The 20,428-nt window shown below is 71.2% G+C and carries 20 protein-coding genes and 2 pseudogenes; 10 read left to right on the top strand and 12 right to left on the bottom strand.

Annotation, left to right across the window (positions count from 1 at the left end):
* Window positions 1–39 precede the first annotated feature (39 nt).
* From ABT009_RS18755 to ABT009_RS18745, 3 genes are all read left to right on the top strand, one after another.
* Window positions 40–1,362 (top strand): magnesium transporter MgtE N-terminal domain-containing protein, encoded by a 1,323-nt coding sequence (locus ABT009_RS18755; protein ID WP_351295534.1) that lies wholly within the window; start codon window positions 40–42, stop codon window positions 1,360–1,362.
* Window positions 1,352–1,912 (top strand): DUF1003 domain-containing protein, encoded by a 561-nt coding sequence (locus ABT009_RS18750; RefSeq protein ID WP_351295532.1) that lies wholly within the window; start codon window positions 1,352–1,354, stop codon window positions 1,910–1,912. The genes ABT009_RS18755 and ABT009_RS18750 overlap by 11 nt, the downstream gene beginning before the upstream one ends.
* Window positions 1,913–2,024: 112 nt before the next feature.
* The gene (locus ABT009_RS18745) at window positions 2,025–3,158 is read left to right on the top strand and encodes an Mrp/NBP35 family ATP-binding protein (RefSeq protein ID WP_351295529.1); all 1,134 of its coding nucleotides are present in this window, start codon (window positions 2,025–2,027) and stop codon (window positions 3,156–3,158) included.
* Between the two features lie 60 nt (window positions 3,159–3,218).
* On the opposite strand, the gene ABT009_RS18740 is transcribed toward ABT009_RS18745, so the two are convergent.
* The 3 genes from ABT009_RS18740 to ABT009_RS18730 all read right to left on the bottom strand — a co-directional run bounded on the left by ABT009_RS18740 (window position 3,219) and on the right by ABT009_RS18730 (window position 6,614).
* Window positions 3,219–3,881 (bottom strand): hypothetical protein, encoded by a 663-nt coding sequence (locus ABT009_RS18740; RefSeq protein ID WP_351295526.1) that lies wholly within the window; start codon window positions 3,879–3,881, stop codon window positions 3,219–3,221.
* Between the two features lie 223 nt (window positions 3,882–4,104).
* Window positions 4,105–4,563 carry a sec-independent translocase gene (locus ABT009_RS18735; RefSeq protein ID WP_351295523.1) on the bottom strand — a complete coding sequence of 153 codons (459 nt, stop codon included), beginning with the start codon at window positions 4,561–4,563 and terminating at the stop codon, window positions 4,105–4,107.
* Window positions 4,564–4,820: 257 nt separating this feature from the next.
* Window positions 4,821–6,614 carry a S1C family serine protease gene (locus ABT009_RS18730; RefSeq protein WP_502989918.1) on the bottom strand — a complete coding sequence of 598 codons (1,794 nt, stop codon included), beginning with the start codon at window positions 6,612–6,614 and terminating at the stop codon, window positions 4,821–4,823.
* Between ABT009_RS18730 and ABT009_RS18725 the strand changes: the two genes are divergently transcribed.
* Window positions 6,546–6,947, top strand: coding sequence for a hypothetical protein (locus ABT009_RS18725; RefSeq protein WP_351296059.1), 402 nt, complete (start codon window positions 6,546–6,548; stop codon window positions 6,945–6,947). The two genes, ABT009_RS18730 and ABT009_RS18725, sit on opposite strands and share 69 nt — an antisense overlap.
* A 486-nt stretch (window positions 6,948–7,433) precedes the next feature.
* Here the strand turns inward: ABT009_RS18725 and ABT009_RS18720 are convergent, their stop codons facing one another.
* Both ABT009_RS18720 and sigE read right to left on the bottom strand, forming a co-directional pair.
* Window positions 7,434–8,378 (bottom strand): anti-sigma factor family protein, encoded by a 945-nt coding sequence (locus tag ABT009_RS18720; protein WP_351295520.1) that lies wholly within the window; start codon window positions 8,376–8,378, stop codon window positions 7,434–7,436.
* Window positions 8,375–9,178: an RNA polymerase sigma factor SigE gene (gene sigE, locus ABT009_RS18715; RefSeq protein ID WP_351295518.1), complete on the bottom strand. Its 804-nt coding sequence runs from the start codon at window positions 9,176–9,178 to the stop codon at window positions 8,375–8,377. The genes ABT009_RS18720 and sigE overlap by 4 nt, the downstream gene beginning before the upstream one ends.
* Before the next feature lie 142 nt (window positions 9,179–9,320).
* Here sigE and ABT009_RS18710 point away from each other — a divergent pair.
* Window positions 9,321–10,020, top strand: a pseudogene (locus ABT009_RS18710) (O-methyltransferase).
* A gap of 93 nt (window positions 10,021–10,113) precedes the next feature.
* On the opposite strand, the gene ABT009_RS18705 reads toward ABT009_RS18710, so the two are convergent.
* A complete protein-coding gene (locus ABT009_RS18705) occupies window positions 10,114–10,281 on the bottom strand; it encodes a DUF3117 domain-containing protein (RefSeq protein ID WP_003966491.1) in 168 nt (55 codons plus the stop codon).
* 320 nt (window positions 10,282–10,601) lie between these two features.
* Here ABT009_RS18705 and chcB point away from each other — a divergent pair, with 320 nt between their 5' ends.
* On the top strand, window positions 10,602–11,405 hold the full coding sequence (gene chcB / locus ABT009_RS18700) for a 2-cyclohexenylcarbonyl CoA isomerase (protein ID WP_351295515.1): 804 nt from the start codon (window positions 10,602–10,604) through the stop codon (window positions 11,403–11,405).
* A gap of 28 nt (window positions 11,406–11,433) precedes the next feature.
* Here chcB and ABT009_RS18695 read toward each other — a convergent pair whose 3' ends face one another.
* Together ABT009_RS18695 and ABT009_RS47455 are read right to left on the bottom strand one after the other, a co-directional pair.
* Window positions 11,434–12,015, bottom strand: coding sequence for a DNA-3-methyladenine glycosylase I (locus ABT009_RS18695; protein ID WP_351295512.1), 582 nt, complete (start codon window positions 12,013–12,015; stop codon window positions 11,434–11,436).
* Window positions 12,016–12,218: 203 nt separating this feature from the next.
* Window positions 12,219–12,530 (bottom strand): annotated as a pseudogene (locus ABT009_RS47455) (DivIVA domain-containing protein); the annotation flags it as partial.
* 225 nt (window positions 12,531–12,755) lie between these two features.
* Here ABT009_RS47455 and folP point away from each other — a divergent pair.
* Window positions 12,756–13,616, top strand: coding sequence for a dihydropteroate synthase (folP, locus tag ABT009_RS18685; RefSeq protein ID WP_351295506.1), 861 nt, complete (start codon window positions 12,756–12,758; stop codon window positions 13,614–13,616).
* Window positions 13,617–13,697: 81 nt separating this feature from the next.
* Here the strand turns inward: folP and ABT009_RS18680 are convergent, their stop codons facing one another.
* Window positions 13,698–14,450: an LOG family protein gene (locus ABT009_RS18680; protein ID WP_351295503.1), complete on the bottom strand. Its 753-nt coding sequence runs from the start codon at window positions 14,448–14,450 to the stop codon at window positions 13,698–13,700.
* Window positions 14,451–14,612: 162 nt separating this feature from the next.
* Window positions 14,613–15,692, bottom strand: a complete 1,080-nt coding sequence (dapE, locus tag ABT009_RS18675; protein WP_351295500.1) for a succinyl-diaminopimelate desuccinylase — start codon at window positions 15,690–15,692, stop codon at window positions 14,613–14,615.
* A 70-nt stretch (window positions 15,693–15,762) separates the two neighbouring features.
* Between dapE and ABT009_RS18670 the strand changes: the two genes are divergently transcribed.
* On the top strand, window positions 15,763–16,779 hold the full coding sequence (locus tag ABT009_RS18670; RefSeq protein WP_351295497.1) for a VldE C-terminal domain-containing protein: 1,017 nt from the start codon (window positions 15,763–15,765) through the stop codon (window positions 16,777–16,779).
* Between the two features lie 328 nt (window positions 16,780–17,107).
* On the top strand, window positions 17,108–17,434 hold the full coding sequence (locus ABT009_RS18665) for an ATP-binding protein (protein WP_351295494.1): 327 nt from the start codon (window positions 17,108–17,110) through the stop codon (window positions 17,432–17,434).
* 77 nt (window positions 17,435–17,511) lie between these two features.
* On the opposite strand, the gene ABT009_RS18660 is transcribed toward ABT009_RS18665, so the two are convergent.
* Window positions 17,512–18,606 carry a bifunctional succinyldiaminopimelate transaminase/glutamate-prephenate aminotransferase gene (locus tag ABT009_RS18660; RefSeq protein WP_351295491.1) on the bottom strand — a complete coding sequence of 365 codons (1,095 nt, stop codon included), beginning with the start codon at window positions 18,604–18,606 and terminating at the stop codon, window positions 17,512–17,514.
* Between the two features lie 166 nt (window positions 18,607–18,772).
* Window positions 18,773–19,093: a ferredoxin gene (gene fdxA, locus ABT009_RS18655; RefSeq protein WP_018089397.1), complete on the bottom strand. Its 321-nt coding sequence runs from the start codon at window positions 19,091–19,093 to the stop codon at window positions 18,773–18,775.
* 140 nt (window positions 19,094–19,233) lie between these two features.
* Between fdxA and ABT009_RS18650 the strand changes: the two genes are divergently transcribed.
* Window positions 19,234–20,256, top strand: a complete 1,023-nt coding sequence (locus tag ABT009_RS18650; protein ID WP_502989917.1) for a GNAT family N-acetyltransferase — start codon at window positions 19,234–19,236, stop codon at window positions 20,254–20,256.
* Window positions 20,257–20,428 lie beyond the last annotated feature (172 nt).

Genomic DNA, 20,428 nt, shown 5'->3' with positions numbered 1-20,428 from the left:
AGTAACGGGACAAACCGGCGTGAAAAGGAGGCGCGTGGCATGGCAGCGAGCGCCCCTCGGATCTTCGTCTCGCATCTCGCCGGTGTCGCCGTCTTCGACCCGAACGGCGATCAGGTGGGGCGCGTGCGCGACCTCGTCGCCATGCTCAGGGTCGGGCGCCGGCCGCCGCGGCTCCTCGGGCTCGTCGTGGAACTCTCCAGCCGCCGCCGGATCTTCCTCCCCATGACCCGCGTGACCGGTATCGAGTCTGGCCAGGTCATCAGCACCGGCGTCATGAACGTGCGGCGCTTCGAGCAGCGGCCGACCGAGCGGCTCGTCCTCGGCGAGATGCTCGACCGCCGGGTGCGCCTCGTCGAGATGGACCAGGAGGTGACCGTCCTGGACGTGTCGATCCACTCGCTGCCGGCCCGCCGCGACTGGGAGATCGACCGCGTGTTCGTACGGAAGGAACCGGAGAAGCGCGGAGGTCTTTCCTGGTCGAGCGCCGGCAGGCGGGCGGGCGGCGCCTTCCGGCGGCACAAGGGCGAGACGCTCACTGTCGAGTGGTCGGCCGTCACGGGCTTCTCGCTGGAGGAGACCGGGCAGGGCGCCGAGAGCCTGCTGGCCACCTTCGAACAGCTGCGTCCCGCGGACCTGGCGAACGTGCTGCACCACCTCTCCGCCAAGCGCCGAGCCGAGGTCGCCGCGGCCCTGGACGACGACCGGCTCGCCGACGTGCTCGAGGAGCTGCCCGAGGACGACCAGATCGAGATCCTCGGCAAGCTGAAGGAGGAGCGGGCAGCGGACGTCCTGGAGGCGATGGACCCGGACGACGCGGCCGATCTGCTCTCCGAGCTGCCCGAGGACGACCAGGAACGGCTGCTGAGCCTGATGCAGCCGGGCGACGCCGCGGACATGCGCCGGCTGATGGCGTACGAGGAGCGCACGGCGGGCGGACTGATGACGACCGAGCCGATCGTGCTGCGGCCCGACGCGACGGTCGCGGACGCCCTCGCGCGCGTCCGCAACCCGGACCTGTCGCCCGCGCTCGCCGCCCAGGTCTATGTGTGCCGCCCGCCGGACGAGACCCCGACCGGCAAGTTCCTGGGCACCGTGCACTTCCAGCGGCTGCTGCGCGACCCCCCGTTCACGCTGGTCGGCTCGCTGCTCGAGGAGGATCCGCAGGCGCTCACGCCGGAGACCGCGCTGCCCGCGGTGGCAGGGTTCTTCGCGACGTACGACATGGTCGCTGCGCCCGTCGTGGACGACAGCGGATCGCTCCTCGGCGCGGTCACGGTGGACGACGTGCTCGACCACATGCTGCCCGAGGACTGGCGGGAGTCGGAGTTCCACATGGCCGGGGAGGCCGGCGGTGGCGCCTGACCGCGATCGCGAAGTCCGCACCGAGGCGCCCCGGCAGCCCAGGTTCCGTCTGGACCAGCCGCTGCCGCAGCGCCGCAGGATGCTGCCCGAGTACGACCCGGAGACCTTCGGGCGGTTCTCGGAGCGGATCGCCCGGTTCCTCGGCACCTGGCGGTTCATCCTGTGGATGACCGTCACGATCATCGTGTGGGTCATCTGGAACGTCTTCGGCCCACCGGGGCTGCGCTGGGACGAGTACCCGTTCATCTTCCTGACGCTGATGCTCTCGCTGCAGGCCTCCTACGCGGCCCCGCTCATCCTCCTCGCGCAGAACCGCCAGGCCGACCGCGACCGCGTCCAGTACGAACAGGACCGCAAGCAGAACGAGCGCTCCATCTCGGACACCGAGTACCTCACCCGGGAGATCGCCGCGCTGCGCATGGGCCTGGGCGAGGTGGCCACCCGCGACTGGATCCGCTCAGAAATCCAGGACCTGATGAGGGACCTCGAGGAACAGCAGGTCGTCATCCGGCCGGACGGCGGCCGCGGAAGTGATCTGAGCGACCGTTGAGACGTGAGCCACACAACAGCTGAGACGTGACCCACACGACTGCCAGGACGTGACCTAAGCGACCGCTGAGGGCCTTTCCGGGCCCCCCGCCCGGCGCCGTACCATCGTGCGTATGGCTACGGAAGACGCGGTGCGCGCAGCACTGGCGACGGTGAACGACCCCGAGATCGGACGACCCATCACCGAGCTGGGGATGGTCAAGTCGGTGGAGATCGGTGAGGACGGTGCCGTCGCGGTCACCGTCTACCTCACGGTCTCCGGCTGCCCGATGCGCGACACGATCACGAAGCGCGTGACGGACGCGGTCTCGAAGGTCGAGGGCGTCACACGCGTCGACGTGTCGCTGGACGTGATGAGCGACGAGCAGCGTCGCGAGCTCGCCACCGCGCTGCGCGGCGGCCAGGCCGAGCGCGAGGTGCCGTTCGCCAAGCCGGGCTCGCTGACGCGTGTGTACGCGGTGGCGTCCGGCAAGGGCGGCGTCGGCAAGTCCTCGGTGACGGTCAACCTGGCGGCCGCGATGGCGGCGGACGGGCTGAAGGTCGGCGTCGTGGACGCGGACATCTACGGCCACTCCGTGCCCCGGATGCTGGGCGTGGACGGGCGTCCGACCCAGGTCGAGAACATGATCATGCCGCCGTCGGCGAACGGCGTGAAGGTCATCTCGATCGGCATGTTCACGCCGGGCAACGCGCCCGTCGTCTGGCGCGGCCCGATGCTCCACCGCGCGCTGCAGCAGTTCCTCGCGGACGTCTTCTGGGGCGACCTGGACGTCCTGCTCCTCGACCTGCCGCCGGGCACGGGCGACATCGCGATCTCGGTCGCGCAGCTCGTCCCGAACGCCGAGATCCTCGTCGTCACCACGCCCCAAATGGCGGCGGCCGAGGTCGCCGAGCGGGCCGGCGCGATCGCCGTCCAGACCCACCAGAAGATCGTGGGTGTCGTCGAGAACATGTCGGGCCTGCCGTGCCCGCACTGCGACGAGATGGTCGACGTGTTCGGCACGGGCGGTGGCCAGCTGGTCGCGGACGGCCTGACGAAGACCACCGGCGCGACCGTCCCGGTCCTCGGCTCCATCCCGATCGACGTACGCCTGCGCGAGGGCGGCGACGAGGGCAAGCCGGTCGTCCTGACGGACCCTGACTCCCCGGCTGGCACGGCCCTCCGCGCCATCGCCGGCAAACTGGGCGGCCGCCAGCGTGGCCTTTCGGGGATGTCCCTGGGCATCACCCCGAAGAACAAGTTCTAGCCGGACCACGCGAAGGGGGCACCGTCAAAAGACGGTGCCCCCTTCGCGTTCAGCCCGCTGCTAGGCGTACGTCGCGATGTCCTTGATCATCGAGAAGCCCACCCCATACGCACTCATCCCCCGCCCGTACGCCCCCACATGAACCCCTTCCGGCGTGGACCCGGCCAGCACCCACCCGAACTCGGACTCGCGGTAGTGGAACTGCGTCGGCACCCCGTCGACCGGCAGGGACAGCGTCGACCACTCGGACCCCGCAAGGTCGTCCGCAAGCGCCCACGCGGTCTCGGTCTGCTGCTCCAGCCAGTCGTCACGCAGCGTGTAGTCCATCTGGGCGGGCCAGGTGACCGACAGCAGACCGACCCCGGCGAGCCACGCCGCCGAGGACACCGAGGTCGCCTCGAGCACGCCCGTCCCGTCGGCGCTGCGCCGCACGGGGTTCGCCGCGACGGTCACCACGACGGCGAAGCGCTCCTTCTCCTCCTGGGCATCGGCGCGCACCGTGGGCTCGTCGCCGTGGGCGATCGAACCGTGTTCCACGCAGCCGTCCGCGGCAGTGCCGACGCTCAGCAGCCGGCGCGGACCCGTGAAGGCCTCGTCGAGGCCGTACCAGGGAAAGGGCGCCAGCAGGAAACTTTCGACCGTCTCCGTCTCCCGGGCGACAAGGGCCTGTTGTTCGCCCTCCGCGGCCGACGGCTGCGCATCTACCCGACTTGTCGTCTCCATCTGGCCGGACGCCTCCTCGCTCTCGTCGGACCGGGGCGGCCCGCCCCCCACGGGCGACCTCACGTCCGGTCCGTACAACAACAAGGCAGGATAGCCACACCGGTTCCAGGAGTCCGGTATGCGGGAAATACGTGGGTCGTACCTGTCGGACTTATATAGGCTGAATGGCCCATCGGTCGAACCGTGTGACGGCCGCGTGCCAGGCCGGGGCCCCGCGATCGGCTCAGGTCGCGTCGGCGTCGAACGGCGGGCGCTCGTCCGGCTCGAGACTCTGACGCTTCTTGGTCATGTCGACGCTGCCGCCGGAAGTCCCCGACGAGGAGCCCGAGGAGCCGGACGACGCGGCGGCCGAGTCGCTGTCGCGGCCGTGCACGGCGTCCGTGACCTCGGCCATCTCCTTCTTGAGGTCGAAGCCGTTACGGATCTCCTTCAGCCCCAGGTCGTCGTTGTCCAGCTGCTTGCGGATGAACGTCCTGGGGTTGAGGTCCTCGAACTCGAAGTCCTTGAACTCCGGGCCGAGTTCCTGCCGGATGTCCTGTTTGGCGCTCTCCGAGAACTCGCGGATCTTACGAATGGTCCGCGAGACGTCCTGAATCATTTTGGGGAGCTTGTCCGGGCCGAAGACGAGCACGGCAAGGACGACGAGCGTCACCAGCTCGAGTGGTCCTATGTCATTGAACACCTTGCGCTCCTTGCGATGTCCTCGGCCCGCGGCAGGTCGTGCGTGGTCCGGACCGGCTCCACGGTACCCGCCGATCCTGTCGATCCGGTACTGTCCTGGGCGCCCGGATTCATGGCACGGCCATTCGCGGGGAATTCACGGCCGACTCCCGGGCACCGCCGGGGCGGCCACTGTCAGCCGGTGCCTGCCGACAGCCCTCGAAAGGCCGTGGAAGAGCCCCCGGACGGCCGCTGGACGGCCGTCGGCCGTCCGGGCGCTCAGTCGCCCTCCGACGAGCCGAGGACCAGTGTGACCTTCTTCTCGTCTCCGTCCCGCTTCAGCGTCAGCTCCAGGCGGTCGCCGGGGCGATGGGCCCGGATCTTGACGATGAGCTCCTCGCCCGAGTGAACGCGCTGGCCGTCGACGTCGGTGATGACGTCGCCCGCCGTGATCCCCGCCTTGTCGCCGGGGCCGCCCCGGTTGACCGGCGAGCCGCCGTCGTTGCCCTTCGTGGCGACGCGGGCACCGTCGCCCGTGTAGTCCATGTCGAGTGTGACGCCGATCACGGGGTGCGTGGCCTTCCCGGTGTTGATGAGCTCCTCGGCGACGCGCTTGCCCTGGTTGATGGGGATGGCGAAGCCCAGCCCGATCGAGCCGGCCTGGCCGCCGTCCAGATCCGATCCGCTGTCGGCGGACCGGATGGCGCTGTTTATACCGATGACGCGGGCCTTGGAGTCGACCAGAGGGCCGCCCGAGTTGCCGGGGTTGATGGGTGCGTCGGTCTGCAGCGCGTCGACGTACGAGATGTCGCTGCCGTCGCCCTTCTCGCCGCCCGCCGTGATGGGCCGCTCCTTGGCGCTGATGATGCCGGACGTCACGGTGTTGGCCAGGTCGAAGGGGGCGCCGATGGCCACGACCGGATCGCCGACCCGGACGTTGTCGGAGTTCCCGAGCGGCAGCGGCTTGAGGCCGCTCACGCCGGAGACCTTGACGACGGCGAGGTCGTAGCCGCTGTCGCGTCCCACGACCTCCGCCTCGGCTGTCTCGCCTCCGCTGAACGTCACCGATATCTTGCCGCCGGTTCCCGCGGGCTCCACGACGTGGTTGTTGGTCAGGATGTGACCACGGTCGTCGAGGACGAACCCGGTGCCGGTGCCCTGTCCGTCGTCGCCGCTCACGTGCAGCGTCACGACGCTCGGCAGAGCACTGGCCGCGATCCCGGCGACGCTGCCCGGGGTACGGTCCGCGGACTCCTTCCCGGCCTGCGGGAGTTCGACCTCGCTCACTCCGCCGTTGCGCTCCAGGTAGGCGCCGATCACGCCGCCCACACCGCCGGAGATGAGAGCGATGAGCGCGGCTCCGACGACCAGCACCCTCTTGGCCTGCTTCCGCCGCCGCTCCCTGGACACCGGCACGGCCCCGTTCTGCTGAAGCGGCGCCGCCCGCCAGGGGTCGTACTGCTGCCAGTGCGCACCGGAACCGGCCGGGGGCTGGGGCATGTGAGTGGACTGGGGCATGTGGGGCTGAGGCATGTGGGGCTGGGGCATGTGAGGCTGGGGCATGTGGGGCTGCGGCGCGGGCCCGGCCCCGTGCGCCGGCAACGCTTGTTGGGGTACGGCGCCTTGCGGCAGGCCTGGCTGCGGGGGTACGGGGCCCTGGGCGACCTGCTGATGCGGGGGCTGCGGGACGGCTCCCTGCGGGGGTGCCACCTGCGGCGCACCGCCGTACGGAGGCGGGGGGGTGCCGTGCGCGGGGGTGCCGAGCGGTTGGGCGGCATGGGCCGCGGTGCCGTATGCCGCAGTGCCGTGCGCCGGAGTGCCGTGGCCCGCCGCTGCGGCGGGCGCCCCTTGGAACGGAGCGCCCCCAGCGGGGACCGCCCCCGTGAGCGGCGGTCCGGAGACAGAGGTGCCCTGCGCAGGAGTGGCCCCCGGGTGCTGCACCGGCGGCGCAGGCGCCCACGGCCCCGGCTCGCCGTACGGCGGGGTGCTGTAGGGGTCCGGATCATGCAACGGCCGCACCTGCCCGGCGACCGAGCCCCCGGAACCACCCGAGGCACCCGACTCACCGGGCACCGAACCGCCCGCCACACCCTCTTCGACGGGCGCCGAACCAGCCACCACGTGACCGTCCGCCACCGGCTCCCCGACGGCGGTCTGGCCGTCTGTCACCGACTCTTCTATAAAGCCGCCCGGCAATGCGGCACCGCCGGACGCGCCCGCGGCCGCTCCGTTGGCTTCGCCGCCCCCGGCGTACGGCTCGCTGGGCTCCGCCGCCGATCCGTCGTCCACGCCCGGTACAGCATCAACCGGTTCAGCCACCGTCGAGGCCACGCCGTCCGCTCCGCCGAAGTCTGGACCCGCGCCACCGTCCGCTGCCGCCACCGTCAGCTCGGCGTCGCCTCGTGAAGCGTCCCCGGCCACCGCCTCGGTGCGATCCCCGGCCAGCGCCTGCGGGGACGATTCGCCGCCCACCGCCTGCGACTCGCGACCCCCGCCGTGCCCCTCCGAAACGTGCCCGCCGCCCGGCCCCTGTCGGACGTCCCCGGCCCCTGCCTGCGGCTCGGCTCCGGCGCCCGGCACATGCGGCCGGGGGCGGCTCCACCACTTCGGCTTCGTGGGCTTCCCCTCGTCCATGCTCTCCCCACACCTGGCCCGCGAGGCGCCCCACGGGCAGCCCCACGGTGATCACCGCGGACCGAATCATCAACGCCACGCCCGTCGTCGACCATCGGGCGCGACCCTCCCCCCCAGCTCTTGGCTTCTCCCCCAGTGCCTCAAGGGCCTGGGAGGTGCCCCCAGAGCAGGGGGGACCCCCAGCGATTCAACCAGGTTCACGCGCCACGGCGCAGAGCAAGGTTCAGCCGAGCAAGGGTTGCCCTGGCGGAGCAGGCGTCAGTGGAGAGGTGCCGAAGGCGTATGGGACGACGAGGATCCGGGCGCCGGCGTCGCGGCGATCTCCCACATGGGGCCCGCGGGCCCCATGAGCTCCGCGGACGCGTCGGTCGTCGCCGCGGCGGGCGGGAGCGGACGTATGAGCGGGGACATGGCGGCCGCCCCGGCCACGATGGGCGCCATGAGCGGGTGCAGCGTCTGCCCCGTGCCGAACCCCGCACCGAAGGCCGGTGAAGGCAACGCGGGCAGCAGCGGGGCACCCACCCCCGTGGCGTCGACCGGATCCGAGAGGGCACCGCCCGGCCGCTGTCCCTGCGCCAGCAGCGGACCGCCACTGCGGCGGCGCAGGGATTCGGGGGTGCCGAAGGCGCCCCCGCTCTGCGTACGGAACGGCGTCACGTTGGTGCCGCCGCCGGAGCCGCCGCGCGCATCGGCGGTGCCCGTCGGCACACCGGTGGACACCCCGCCCAGCGCGATCGCGGCCAGCGACACCGCACCGGCCGCGGCGAAGGCGAACCGCCTTCCGCGCGACGCGGAGCGGCCGTCGTGACGGCCGACGTCATGGATGCGGAAACCGCGCTCCTCACCGGGGAGGACCCCGGTGTGGGCGGCCGTCGGGACGAACCCGAAGGACGTGCCCTGCCTTACTCCGAAGACTCCGTTCCCCCCGAGGCCTCCCCCGCCGAAGGGATCCCCTTCGTTGTCATCACCTCCGGGCAGCCCCTGAAGGCGTGCGAGGAAGGTTTCGGAGGGCGGCGGAGGGGCGACTTCCGCGAAGACGTTCTTCAGCCGCCGCTGGGCGTCGGCTTCGGCCTTGCACTTGGGACAGGTGGCGAGGTGCGCGAGGACACGCTCGCGCGAGTCATGGCCGAGCTCTCCGTCGACCAGGGCGGCGAGCCGGTCTCCCAGATGCTGCTCTGCGGGTGTAGGACGTGATCCACTCACGCGGTCGCGCCCCCTCCTCCCAGCGCGGGTACCGCGGTCACGAGGGTGCGACGCCCCGCACGCGCCTCGGGCGACCGGTGCTGGAGGGCCTTGCGCAGCTGCGAGCGCCCGCGGTGGATCCGGCTGCGGACGGTGCCGAGCTTGACGCCCAGGGTCGCGGCGATCTCCTCGTACGACAGTCCTTCGATGTCGCACAGCACGACGGCGGCGCGGAACTCGGGCGCCAGGGTGTCGAGGGCCTGCTGGACATCGGCGTCGAAGTGGGTGTCGTGGAAGGCCTGCTGCGGGGTGGGCTCACGGCTGGGCAGCCGCTCCGCCGCGTCATCCCCGAGGGCGTCGAACCGGATGCGCTGCTTGCGGCGCACCATGTCCAGGAACAGGTTCGTCGTGATGCGGTGCAGCCAGCCCTCGAAGGTGCCCGGCGTGTACGTCGACAGGGAGCGGAAGACGCGGACGAAGACCTCCTGCGTGAGGTCCTCGGCGTCGTGCTGGTTGCCGGTCAGGCGGTACGCCAGCCGGTAGACCCGCCCGCTGTGGGTGCTGACGATCTCCTCCCACGTGGGCGGAGTCCACGCCTGGGAATCCGCGTCGGTGGCGAAGGTCGCGGTCGATACGGATTCGGCGGTGGACGCGCCTCCCATGCCCTTGAAGGCCTGGGTGCGGAATCGATCAGCGGTGTCGGTCACGGATTTCGGCTCACCCGCCGACCTGAGAAAGCGCCGAAGCACGCTTCTCCGATCCACAGGCGCAGCCGCACCTCCCCTGTCGGCTCTGGTGGTGTCCAGTGGAGCCCCTACCATAGCCACCTCGCCCGTTAGCTCCGTATAAGCGCTTTTCCGTGAATTTGGTGTGCGCTTCTGGTCTTGCGTCGCGACTTGCTCGCTGTCCTGATCCATCCGATAGCCCCCCGTCCCCTTCCCTCCCCTCTAAACGCCCGGTCCCATCTCCGGGTTCCCGGGGTCAGCGGCTACAGTCACGGCCAGGCAACTACGGGGAACAGGAGAGGGCCATTACCGGCTACCGGCAGACGAGCTGGGCGTTCGCCGACGCCTATGTCGCCGAGGACGAAGCACTGCTCTGGGCCCGCGACCGGGCCCGGGACGCAGGGCTGCGCTCGGTGTCGCCCAGCACCGGCGCCGCGCTGCGGATGCTCGCCGCCACCGTGGGCGCCAAGGCCGTGGCCGAAATCGGCACCGGCACCGGGGTGTCCGGAATTCATCTGTTGCACGGGATGCGCGCCGACGGGGTGCTGACCACGGTGGACCCCGAGCCGGAGCGCCAGCAGTTCGCGCGCCAGGCATTCCGTGCGGCCGGTTTCGCGGGAAACCGCGCCCGGTTCATCCCCGGCCGCGCTCTCGACGTACTGCCGCGGCTCGCGGACAGCGGTTATGACCTCGTCTTCTGCGACGGCGACCGCCTGGAGTGCCTGGACTATCTCGCTGAATCGTTGCGGCTTCTGCGTCCCGGCGGTCTCGTCTGTTTCGAGGGCGTCTTCTCGGACGGCCGGACGATCGGCTCGGGCCCGCAGCCGGCCGAGGTGCTGCGCCAGCGTGAGCTGCTGCGTGCGGTGCGGGAGAGTCAGGACCTGGTGCCTTCGCTGCTGCCGGTGGGCGACGGGCTGCTCTGCGCGGTCAAGAAATAGCGGTCAAGAAACAGGAAAGACCCCCTGATACAGCTCTGCCCCGGCACGACGTACGATGCCGGGGCAGCTGCAAAAAGGTGTGGGCGTTATGCGTCAGCCGACGACCTTCTTGAGGGCGTCGCCGAGCGCGTCGGCCTCGTCCGGGGTCAGCTCGACGACAAGCCGTCCGCCGCCTTCGAGCGGAACGCGCATGACGATGCCCCGCCCCTCCTTGGTCACCTCGAGCGGGCCATCACCCGTCCGCGGCTTCATGGCCGCCATGCTCGTTCCCCTTCCTGAAACCGCTCATCGTCAGCCGTCGGCCCACGAAGGGCACGCGTAACGGCCTCGAACACATTGCTTCCAGGCCATTATCCCGCATCTCATGACCCGATGACCAACATCGGTCGGCATCGCTTGGGCAACGCACTTTCGCAAAACCACTCAATTCGGCGATGTGGTTGCGATACTGCTCCGAATCGCGCGTTCGGCCGGACTGGAATTCTTTGATGCAGGTCACATACGCACGCCAGATGATCTCCGACATGCTGTCCTGAGACGTCGAGACAACACCTGAGCCGCTACACAGGAGGGGACCCGCCATGCCCGACACCGTGCTCTACGAGGTGCGCGACGGACTCGCGACGATCACGCTCAACCGCCCCGAGGCGATGAACGCGCTGAACACCGAGACCAAGGTCGCCCTGCGGGACGCGGCCGAGTCGGCCGCCCGGGACGAGTCGGTCCGTGCCGTGCTGCTCACGGCCGCCGGTGACCGGGCGTTCTGCGTCGGCCAGGACCTCAAGGAGCACATCGGCCTGCTGGCGGCGGACCGCAAGACGGGGGCGGGGGTCACCATGAGCACGGTCCAGGAGCACTACAACCCCATCGTCCGCGCGCTCACCGGTATGCCGAAGCCCGTGGTGGCGGGCGTCAACGGCGTCGCGGCCGGGGCCGGCTTCGGCTTCGCCCTCGCCGCCGACTACCGCGTCGTCGCGGACACGGCCAGCTTCAACACCTCCTTCGCCGGGGTCGCCCTGACCGCCGACTCGGGCGTCTCGTGGACGCTGCCGCGGATCGTGGGCCCGGGCCGCGCCGCCGACCTGCTGCTCTTCCCGCGCACCATCAAGGCGCAGGAGGCGTACGAGCTGGGCATCGCGAGCCGCCTCGTACCGGCGGCGGACCTGGCCGCCGAGGCCCAGCAGGTGGCCCGGGCGCTGGCCGAGGGGCCGACGCTGGCGTACGCGGCGCTCAAGGAGTCAGTCGCGTACGGGGCGTCCCACTCGCTCGGCGAGACGCTGGAGAAGGAGGACGAGCTCCAGACGCGGGCGGGCAGCTCCGAGGACCACGCGATCGCGGTGCAGGCGTTCGTGGAGAAGGCGAAGCCGACGTATCTCGGCCGCTAGGTCCAAAGCGCCGGACGGGCTGAAGGTGTCACGGGCGGCGCGCTACGCAGTCCACGAGGTGGTCGTCGACCAGCCCGCAGGCCTGCATCAGCGCGTACGCCGTCGTCGGGCCGACGAAGCGCAGCCCGCGCTTCTTGAGGGCCTTGGACAGGGCCGTCGACTCGTCCGTGACCGCGGGCACGTCCGCGACGGAGCGCGGGACCGGGCGGGACGCCGGATCCGGTGCATACGACCAGATCAGGGCGTCCAGCTCGCCCGGGGACCAGTCGGCGAGCACGCGCGCGTTGGCGAGCGTCGCGTCGATCTTGGCGCGGTTGCGGATGATGCCGGGGTCGGCGAGCAGACGCTCGCGGTCGGCGTCCGTGAAGGCCGCCACCGATGCGACCTTGAAGTCCGCGAAGGCGGCGCGGAAACCCTCGCGGCGGCGCAGGATCGTGATCCACGACAGCCCCGACTGGAACGCCTCCAGGGACAGCCGCTCGTACAGCGCGTCGTCGCCGTGGACCGGTCGGCCCCACTCCTCGTCGTGGTACGCCACATAGTCCTCGGTGGACAGGGCCCAGGGGCAGCGCAGCCCTCCGTCGGGACCTGCCAGCGCGGTGCCGGTCACCGGTCCTCCTCGGGAGTCGGACGCCCGGGCGCGTCCTCGGGGGCCTTGGCGTCGTACGACCCTGGCCCGGATCCGTACGACCCTGGCCCGGATCCGTACGACCCAGGGCCGGATCCGTACGACCCAGGGCCGGATCCGTACGGCCCAGGGCCGGATCCGTACGCCTCGGACGGGCCCGGGGCACCCGTGCCCGGGAGCCCGCCGGCGGACCGGGTACGGGCGCCGGCCAGCGCCGACTCAAGCTCCTCGATGCGTGCCTCCCGCTCGGCCAGCTCGGCGCCGAGACGGCCGAGCGCATCGTCCACGTCCGCCATGCGGTAGCCGCGGACGGTCACCGGGAAGCGCAGCGACTCCACGTCTGCCCGGCCCACCGGGCGGTCCGGGGGCAGTGGGTCCGCGAGCCGCTCGGGCGGCACCTCGGGCAGCGCGGCGCTCTCGCCGCCGCCCACGACGGCCAGCGTCACCGCGGCGACCACCACGACGAGCGCGACGACCAAGAACAAGAACAAGACCATCTCTGCGGTCCCCCACGCTCGGATACCGACTGACTCTGAAAAGCTGCTCGTAACCCCTCGTATGGAGAATCCGTACGAGCAAACCCGCACGGAATGCCCGCGCAGACGCCTCCGGCACGAAGCCAGGGGCCTCGAAACCGTCAGAGTCCGATCGTGCCATGCGACGCTGACAGTTAAGGTCGCAGGCGGCCGAACAGGGAAACCGGATCAGGAGGGTCACAGGGGATGCTCAGGCTGGGCAGGCGCGAATTCGAGGCGCACGAGCCGGTGATCATGGCGATCGTCAACCGGACCCCGGACTCCTTCTACGACCAGGGCGCCACGTTCCGCGACGAGCCCGCGCTCGCCCGCGTCGAGCAGGCGGTGTCAGAGGGCGCTGCCATCATCGACATCGGTGGGGTCAAGGCCGGTCCCGGCGATGAGGTCTCGGCGGAGGAGGAGGCGCGCCGCACGGTCGGCTTCGTGGCCGAAGTGCGCAGGCGCTTCCCCGACGTGATCATCAGCGTCGACACCTGGCGGCACGAGGTCGGCGAGGCGGTCTGCGAGGCGGGCGCGGATCTGCTGAACGACGCGTGGGGCGGGGTCGACCCGAAGCTGGCCGAGGTCGCTGCGCGGCACGGCGTGGGCCTGGTGTGCACGCACGCGGGAGGGGTGCAGCCGCGCACGCGCCCGCACCGGACCGAGTACGACGACGTGATGGCCGACATCCTGCGGGTCACCCTGGGGCTGGCCGAGCGGGCGGTGGCGCTCGGGGTGCCGCGCGAGTCGGTGCTGATCGACCCGGGGCACGATTTCGGCAAGAACACCCGGCACAGCCTCGAGGCGACGCGCCGGCTGGGCGAGATGGTGGAGACGGGCTGGCCCGTGCTCGTCTCGCTGTCCAACAAGGACTTCGTCGGCGAGACCCTGGACAAGCCCGTCAAGGAGCGGGTCTTGGGCACCCTCGCCACGACGGCCGTCTCGGCGTGGCTGGGGGCCCAGGTCTACCGGGTGCACGAGGTGGCGGAGACGCGGCAGGTCCTCGACATGGTGGCCTCCATCGCCGGCCACCGGCCTCCGGCGGTGGCCCGCCGGGGGCTGGCCTGAGCCGCCCCCGGCGCGCGCCTGCCACACGCTGTCCCCACAACGGAAACGGCCCGCCCACCGAAGTGGCGCGGGCCGCAGGCCTCAGCGGCCCGCTTCCTTGGTCACCAGGGTCACCGCCTCTTCCACGTCGTCCGTGACGTGGAACAGCAGCAGGTCCCTCGCGGATGCCTTGCCCTGGGAGACCACCGTGTTGTGGAGCCAGTCGACGAGGCCGCCCCAGTAGTACGACCCGTACAAAACGATCGGGAAGCGGGTCACCTTGCGGGTCTGGACGAGGGTGAGCGCCTCGAAGAGCTCGTCGAGGGTGCCGAAACCGCCGGGCAGGACCACGAACCCCTGCGCGTACTTCACGAACATCGTCTTGCGGACGAAGAAGTAGCGGAAGTTGACGCCGATGTCGACGTGCGGGTTGAGCCCCTCCTCGTACGGGAGCTCGATGCCGAGGCCGACCGAGATGCCGCCCGCCTCCCGCGCACCCTTGTTGGCGGCCTCCATCGCTCCGGGCCCGCCGCCCGTGATCACCGCGAAGCCCGCCTCGGAGAGCCCCTTGCCGAGGCGTACACCGGCCTCGTACTCGGGATCGCCCGGTCGTGTGCGCGCGGAGCCGAAGACGCTGATCGCGCTGGGAAGCTCGGCGAGGGCGCCGAAGCCTTCCACGAACTCGGACTGTATGCGCATGACCCGCCACGGATCGGTGTGCACCCAGTCGGAGTCGCCGACGGTGTCCAACAGCCGCTGATCGGTGGTGCCGGGCTTGACCTGCTGGCGCCGTCGCACCACCGGCCCGAGGCGCTGCTCCTCCGGTGGCGGGCCCTGCGCTTCCGGACTCCCCATGTGCCTCCCCTTCCGCTGACGTCCTGCCGTATCAGCGTAGGTCTACGGGCGTTACGAACGCTGTAACACGGCATGTCCGGGGAACTGCGGAGCGTCCCAGGCGTGGGACACGGGGCGGATCAGCACGGGCCGCGGCACGGGTGCAGGCCCAGCACGGCCCGGTCAGGCCGTCAGCCAGGCCCGCAGCCGCTCCTCGCCCGCGAGGATCTTCGCGGTCTCGACGCGCTCGTCGCGCTTGTGCGCCAGGTGCGGGTTGCCAGGCCCGTAGTTGACGGCGGGGACGCCGAGAGCGCTGAAGCGGGAGACGTCCGTCCAGCCGTACTTGGGCTGCGCGGTCCCGCCGACAGCCTCGATGAAGGCCGCTGCGGCCGGATGCGAGAGGCCGGGCAGCGCGCCGCCGCTGTGGTCGTCGACGACGAACTCCTCGACACCGCAGTCCGCGAAGACCTCATGCACATGCGCAAGGGCCTCCTCCTCGCTGCGGTCGGGGGCGTAGCGGAAGTTGACGGCGACGACGCACTCGTCAGGAATGACGTTTCCGGCGACACCGCCCTCGATACGGACGGCGTTGAGGCCCTCGCGGTACTCGAGCCCGTCGATCACGGGGTAGCGCGGCTCGTACGCGGCCAGGCGGGCGAGGATCGGGGAGGCCGCGTGGATGGCGTTGGACCCCATCCAGCTGCGCGCCGAGTGCGCCCGCTCGCCCTTGGTCTTCAGCAGGACACGCAGGGTGCCCTGGCAGCCGCCCTCGACCTGCCCGTCGGAGGGCTCGAGGAGGATCGCGAAGTCACCCTCCAGCCAGTCGGGGTGAGCGTCGGCCACATGACCCAGGCCGTTCAGATGGGCTTCGACCTCCTCGTTGTCGTAGAAGACAAACGTCAGATCGCGATTCGGCTCGGGCACGGTGGCCGCGATGCGCAACTGCACCGCCACACCCGCCTTCATGTCGCAGGTGCCGCAGCCCCAGAGCACACCATCCTCGTCGAGCCGGGACGGCACGTTGTCCGCGATCGGCACGGTGTCGATGTGCCCGGCGAGGATCACCCGCTCCGGGCGTCCCAGCTGCGTACGTGCCACGACGTTGTTGCCGTAGCGGTCCACCGTGAGGTGCGGGAGCGCGCGCAGCGCCGCCTCCACGGCGTCGGCGAGCGGCTTCTCCTGGCCGCTCTCGGACGGGAAGTCGACGAGCTGAGCGGTGAGCTGAGCGGCATCCAGCGAGAGGTCGAGCGAGGTGCGGTCCATGCTGTGACCCTAACCCGCCCCCGCAGACCGGCCTGCCGGCCCCCTTGTGACCCTCCAGTACCTTGTACGCGTGTCACAGCCCCGCACCCCCGTCCGGCGCAGCCGTCTCCTCCGTACCGTGGTGGCCGTCGCGACACTGCTCGCGCTCGCGGCCTACCTGATCGTGCAGTACGTCTACGGAGGCCGGGCCGCCCCGCGCTGCGAGGTCGTGGCGGGCGACGGCGACGGTGCCTCGTACGAGCTCACTCCCGAGCAGGCGGTGAACGCCGCGACGATCTCGGCAGTCGGCACCTCGCGCGGCATGCCCGAGCGGGCGGTGACGATCGCACTGGCCACCGCGCTCCAGGAGTCCGGGCTGGACAACATCCGCCACGGCGACCGGGATTCGCTCGGCCTGTTCCAGCAGCGGCCCTCGCAGGGGTGGGGAACGCCGAAGCAGATCCTGGACCCGGCGTACTCGGCGGAAGAGTTCTACAAGCATCTGGCCAAGATCCCGGGATATTCGCGGCTTCCGCTGACGGTCGCCGCCCAGCGCGTGCAGCGCAGCGGCTATCCGCAGGCGTACGCGAAGCACGAGCCGGACGCCGCGCTGCTGGCCGCCGCCCTGACCGGCCGCGCGGCCGCATCCCTGACCTGTACGACGCGTCCCGCCACCCAGGCCGGCGACCCGTCACGGGTGCGCACGGCCCTCGTACGCGACTTCGGAACGGACGTGCTGCAGGACAGCGCCGCGACGGTATCGGAGGAGGCCGCGTCGTCGCCGTCCGCGGCGTCTCCGTCGCCTTCGCCCAGCAGGAGCGGCACGGTGGTCGTGCCGGTCGCCGAGACCGCGTCGGCCGGGGGCAGCGCGCGGCAGCGCGGCTGGGAACTGGCGCACTGGGCCGTGGCCAACGCGACCGCGCTGTCCATCGACCGGGTCTCCTACGGGGGCCGGGTCTGGATCGCCGCGGATTCGGAGGACGGGTGGCAGACGGAGGGCACCGCCGGCGACAGCGCGGCCGGTGACACCTCGGACGGCGCCGGTCAGCGCGCCGCCCGCAGCGGCGGGAAGGCCCTCGGCGAGGTCCGTATCGTGTGCGGCCAGTAGTTCGGGCTCTCACCCTTGAGGGGCGCCCGGGGCTGCGTCCCGCACATCCTTTGGCCTGTGGTCGCACCGACCGCCAACGCCCTTGAGAACTCCGCGGAGTAAGGAATCAGCAGCAGCTTCGGACGGCACTGCGGATGGCGCTGATTTGCCCGCTTTTATCCGGAGCCGATAATGCGACGCATTGCCAATTCTTTACGTTCGGCCACCGCAACCTTCGCGGTCCTCGAGCGGTAGTCACTGCGTCCGAGCGCCGGGGGCGATCAAGCGGATCGGCCGCTGAAGGGGCCCGGACTTCTCGACCTTTCTCTCTTGTTCTCGAAGGAGCACCATGTCCCTCCCTCTGTCCCGCCGGATCGCCCGTGCCGCGCTGCTCGTCGCGGCGGGAGCGGCGCCCGTGGTCGGTGCGGCCGGGTCCGCCAGTGCCGTCGACCTGCCTACCGCCGCGCCGAACCTGGGCGGGCTGACCGCGCTCGACGCCGGCTCCGTCGAGTCCGCCGCGCCTGCCGTCGAGTCCGGCGTTACGCCCGTTGTGGGGCACGCGCAGGGGGCGGTCGGGGACGCCGTGGGTTCCGCGGAGGGGCTGCCGAAGGCGGACCTTCCGCCGGCGGACCTTCCGGCGCCGGAGCTGCCGGCGGCCGAGCTGCCGCTTGGCTGAGCGCCTCGGCTGTTACGACAAGGGGTCCAGGAAGCGTGAAGCTTCCTGGACCCCTTCGCGTACCCCCCACGGTGCAGTCACCCCAGGCGCCGTACCGCCTCCGCCACCCGCTCGTCCGTTGCCGTCAAGGCGACCCGTACGAAGTGGTCGCCCGCCGGGCCGTAGAAGTCGCCCGGGGCCACCAGGATGCCGAGGTCGGCGAGGTGGCCGACGGTGTCCCAGCAGGACTCGTCGCGGGTGGCCCACAGGTAGAGGCTGGCCTCGCTGTGCTCGATGCGGAAGCCGTGTCGCAGCAGGGCGTCACGCAGGGCGGCACGGCGCGCGGCGTACCGCTCGCGCTGCTCGTGGACGTGGCGCTCGTCGCCGAGCGCGGCGACCACGGCGGCCTGGGTCGGCGCGGACGTCATCATCCCGCCGTGCTTGCGGATCTGCAGCAGGTCGCCGAGCACGGCCGGGTCGCCTGCCAGGAACGCGGCCCGGTAGCCCGCCAGGTTCGAGCGCTTCGACAGCGAGTGGACGGAGACGATCCCCTCGTACGAGCCGCCGCAGACCTCCGGGTGCAGCACCGACAGCGGGTCGGCCTCCCAGCCCAGCTCGATGTAGCACTCGTCGCTGAAGATCAGGATGCCGTGCTCGCGTGCCCAGGCGACGATGCGGGTCAGCTCGTCCTTGGCCAGCACCCGGCCGGTCGGGTTCGAGGGCGAGTTGAGCCAGAGCAGCTTCAGGCCGGTGGGGTCCAGCTCGGTCGGGTCGTCGTAGACGACGTGGTCGGCGCGGGCCAGGCGAGCGCCGACCTCGTACGTCGGGTAGGCGAGCCGGGGGTAGGCGACCTTGTCGCCGGGGCCGAGGCCGAGCTGGGTCGGCAGCCAGGCCACGAGCTCCTTGGAGCCGACGATCGGGAGGACGTGGCGGTGCGTGATGCCCTGCGCGCCCAGACGCCGCTCACACCACCCGGTGATGGCGTCCCGCAGCTCGGGCGTGCCCCACACGGTGGGGTAGCCCGGGGAGTCGGCGGCCGCGATCAGGGCTTTCTGGATGAGCTCCGGGACCGGGTCGACCGGGGTGCCGACGGACAGGTCGACGATGCCGTCGGGGTGTGCGGCGGCCGTCGCCTTGTACGGCTCGAGCTTGTCCCAGGGGAAGGTGGGAAGCCTGTCGGAGACTGCGGACACGGGATCGGGCTCACTTTCTCGTACGTCGTGCCGTACCGGCGTTTCCGTATGTGCGCTGTATGTGGCTGCGCATACGGGCAAATGCCTCGGTCCCGTACGGCGGGCGACCGTACGGGACCGAGGCGACGCTCCTCCAGCGACGGCTGGGATGCTCCCAGCGGGCCGCTTACTGGTTCTGCGGCGGAAGCGCGGCGATGAAGGGGTGGTCGCGCTCGATCAGGCCGAGCTTGCTGGCGCCGCCGGGCGAGCCGAGCTCGTCGAAGAACTCGACGTTCGCCTTGTAGTAGTCCTTCCACTCTTCCGGAGTGTCGTCCTCGTAGAAGATCGCCTCGACCGGGCAGACCGGCTCACAGGCACCACAGTCGACGCATTCGTCCGGGTGGATGTACAAGGACCGGGAGCCCTCGTAGATGCAGTCGACCGGGCACTCCTCAATGCACGCCTTGTCCTTCACGTCGACACAAGGCTGCGCGATGACGTAGGTCACGCTGTCGTTCCTCCTCGATAGGGCGCTGGCGGGCCGCTTCAGGCTCCGCCGCCTGGCGCGCGGGAGCGCGGCGTCGTCGATGCCCGCACCTAGTATCTCCGTTCCTGGGCATGATCCGAACAGGAGGGGTGGACACAGCTGTGGAATTCATGGCGGGCGGTCGGCTCGAGGTCCGTATTTCCGGCTCTGACGTGGGCAAACGCGTTTCGGTACGACGCTTGGAGGAACACGCTGCCGAGGGTGAGAAGTTCACCGACACGGTCGGTGTTCTCACATCCTGGGACGAGGGTGTGCTCGTGATCACACGGCGTACCGGCGAGAGCGTCCGGATTCCGGAATCCTCGCTGGTCGCGGCCAAGGTCGTGCCCGCCGCCCCGGCACGCCGTCGGGGTCCCGCAGCGTCGTACGAGGAGCTGTCGAGGGTCGCGGCGCGGGCCTGGCCGCCGGTGGAGAGCGAGCGGCTCGGCGAGTGGGAGTTGCGGGCGGCCGGCGGGTTCACCCGGCGAGCGAACTCCGTTCTGCCGACCGGCGACCCGGGTGTGCCGCTCGACGAGGCGCTCGCGTACGTACGGGACTGGTACGGGAAGCGGGGGCTGCCCGCGTACATCCAGACGGCCACGGGCGCGGAGGGCACGCAGGAGGTGCTCTGCGCGGAACTGGAGCGGCGCGGCTGGGTCCGGGAGGTGACCGCGCTGCTGCGGATCGCGCCGCTGGCGCCGATCGCGGATGCGGGCACGGACGACGCGGTGGCGCGGGTGCGGCTGGCGCGCTCGCTCGACGAGGCCGGCGAGGGGTGGCTCCTGCGTTACCAGCGGACCAGTGTGCCTGGGCCCCATGTGCGGGCGGTACTGGCCGGGGGCCCGTCGGTGTGGTTCGCGTACGTACCAGGCGCCGCCGGGGAGGTGCCCGCAGCGATCGGCCGGTGTGTGGTGGACGGCCGTTGGGCGGGGTTCATGGCGGTCGAGGTGGATCCGGCGCACCGCCGCCAGGGGCTGGCCACCGCCGTGATGGCGGCCCTTGCGCGCCAGGCCCTGTCCGAGGGGGCCTCGGCGGCGTGGCTGCAGGTGGAGGACGACAACGGGGGTGCAGGGGCGCTGTACGACGGGCTGGGGTTCGCGACGCATCACGCGTACCACCACTATCGGGCGGCGGACGCGCGGTGACGGAGGGCCGTTCCGTTGTGGGCATGCGTTCCTCCCCCAGTGCCTTAAGGGCCTGGGACGTACCCCCAGGGCGATGGGGGTCCCCCCTGCTCGAGCGAAGCCGAGAGCTTGGGGGAGGGTGGGCAGAGCCCACGACGGCCGGCGCCCTCGCGCATGACGTGCATCCGGCGTC

This window comes from Streptomyces sp. NPDC002896, assembly GCF_040295225.1.
GTDB lineage: Bacteria > Actinomycetota > Actinomycetes > Streptomycetales > Streptomycetaceae > Streptomyces.
Note: the sequence above shows the minus strand (reverse complement) of the source record. Positions and strands in the feature narration are given on the sequence as shown.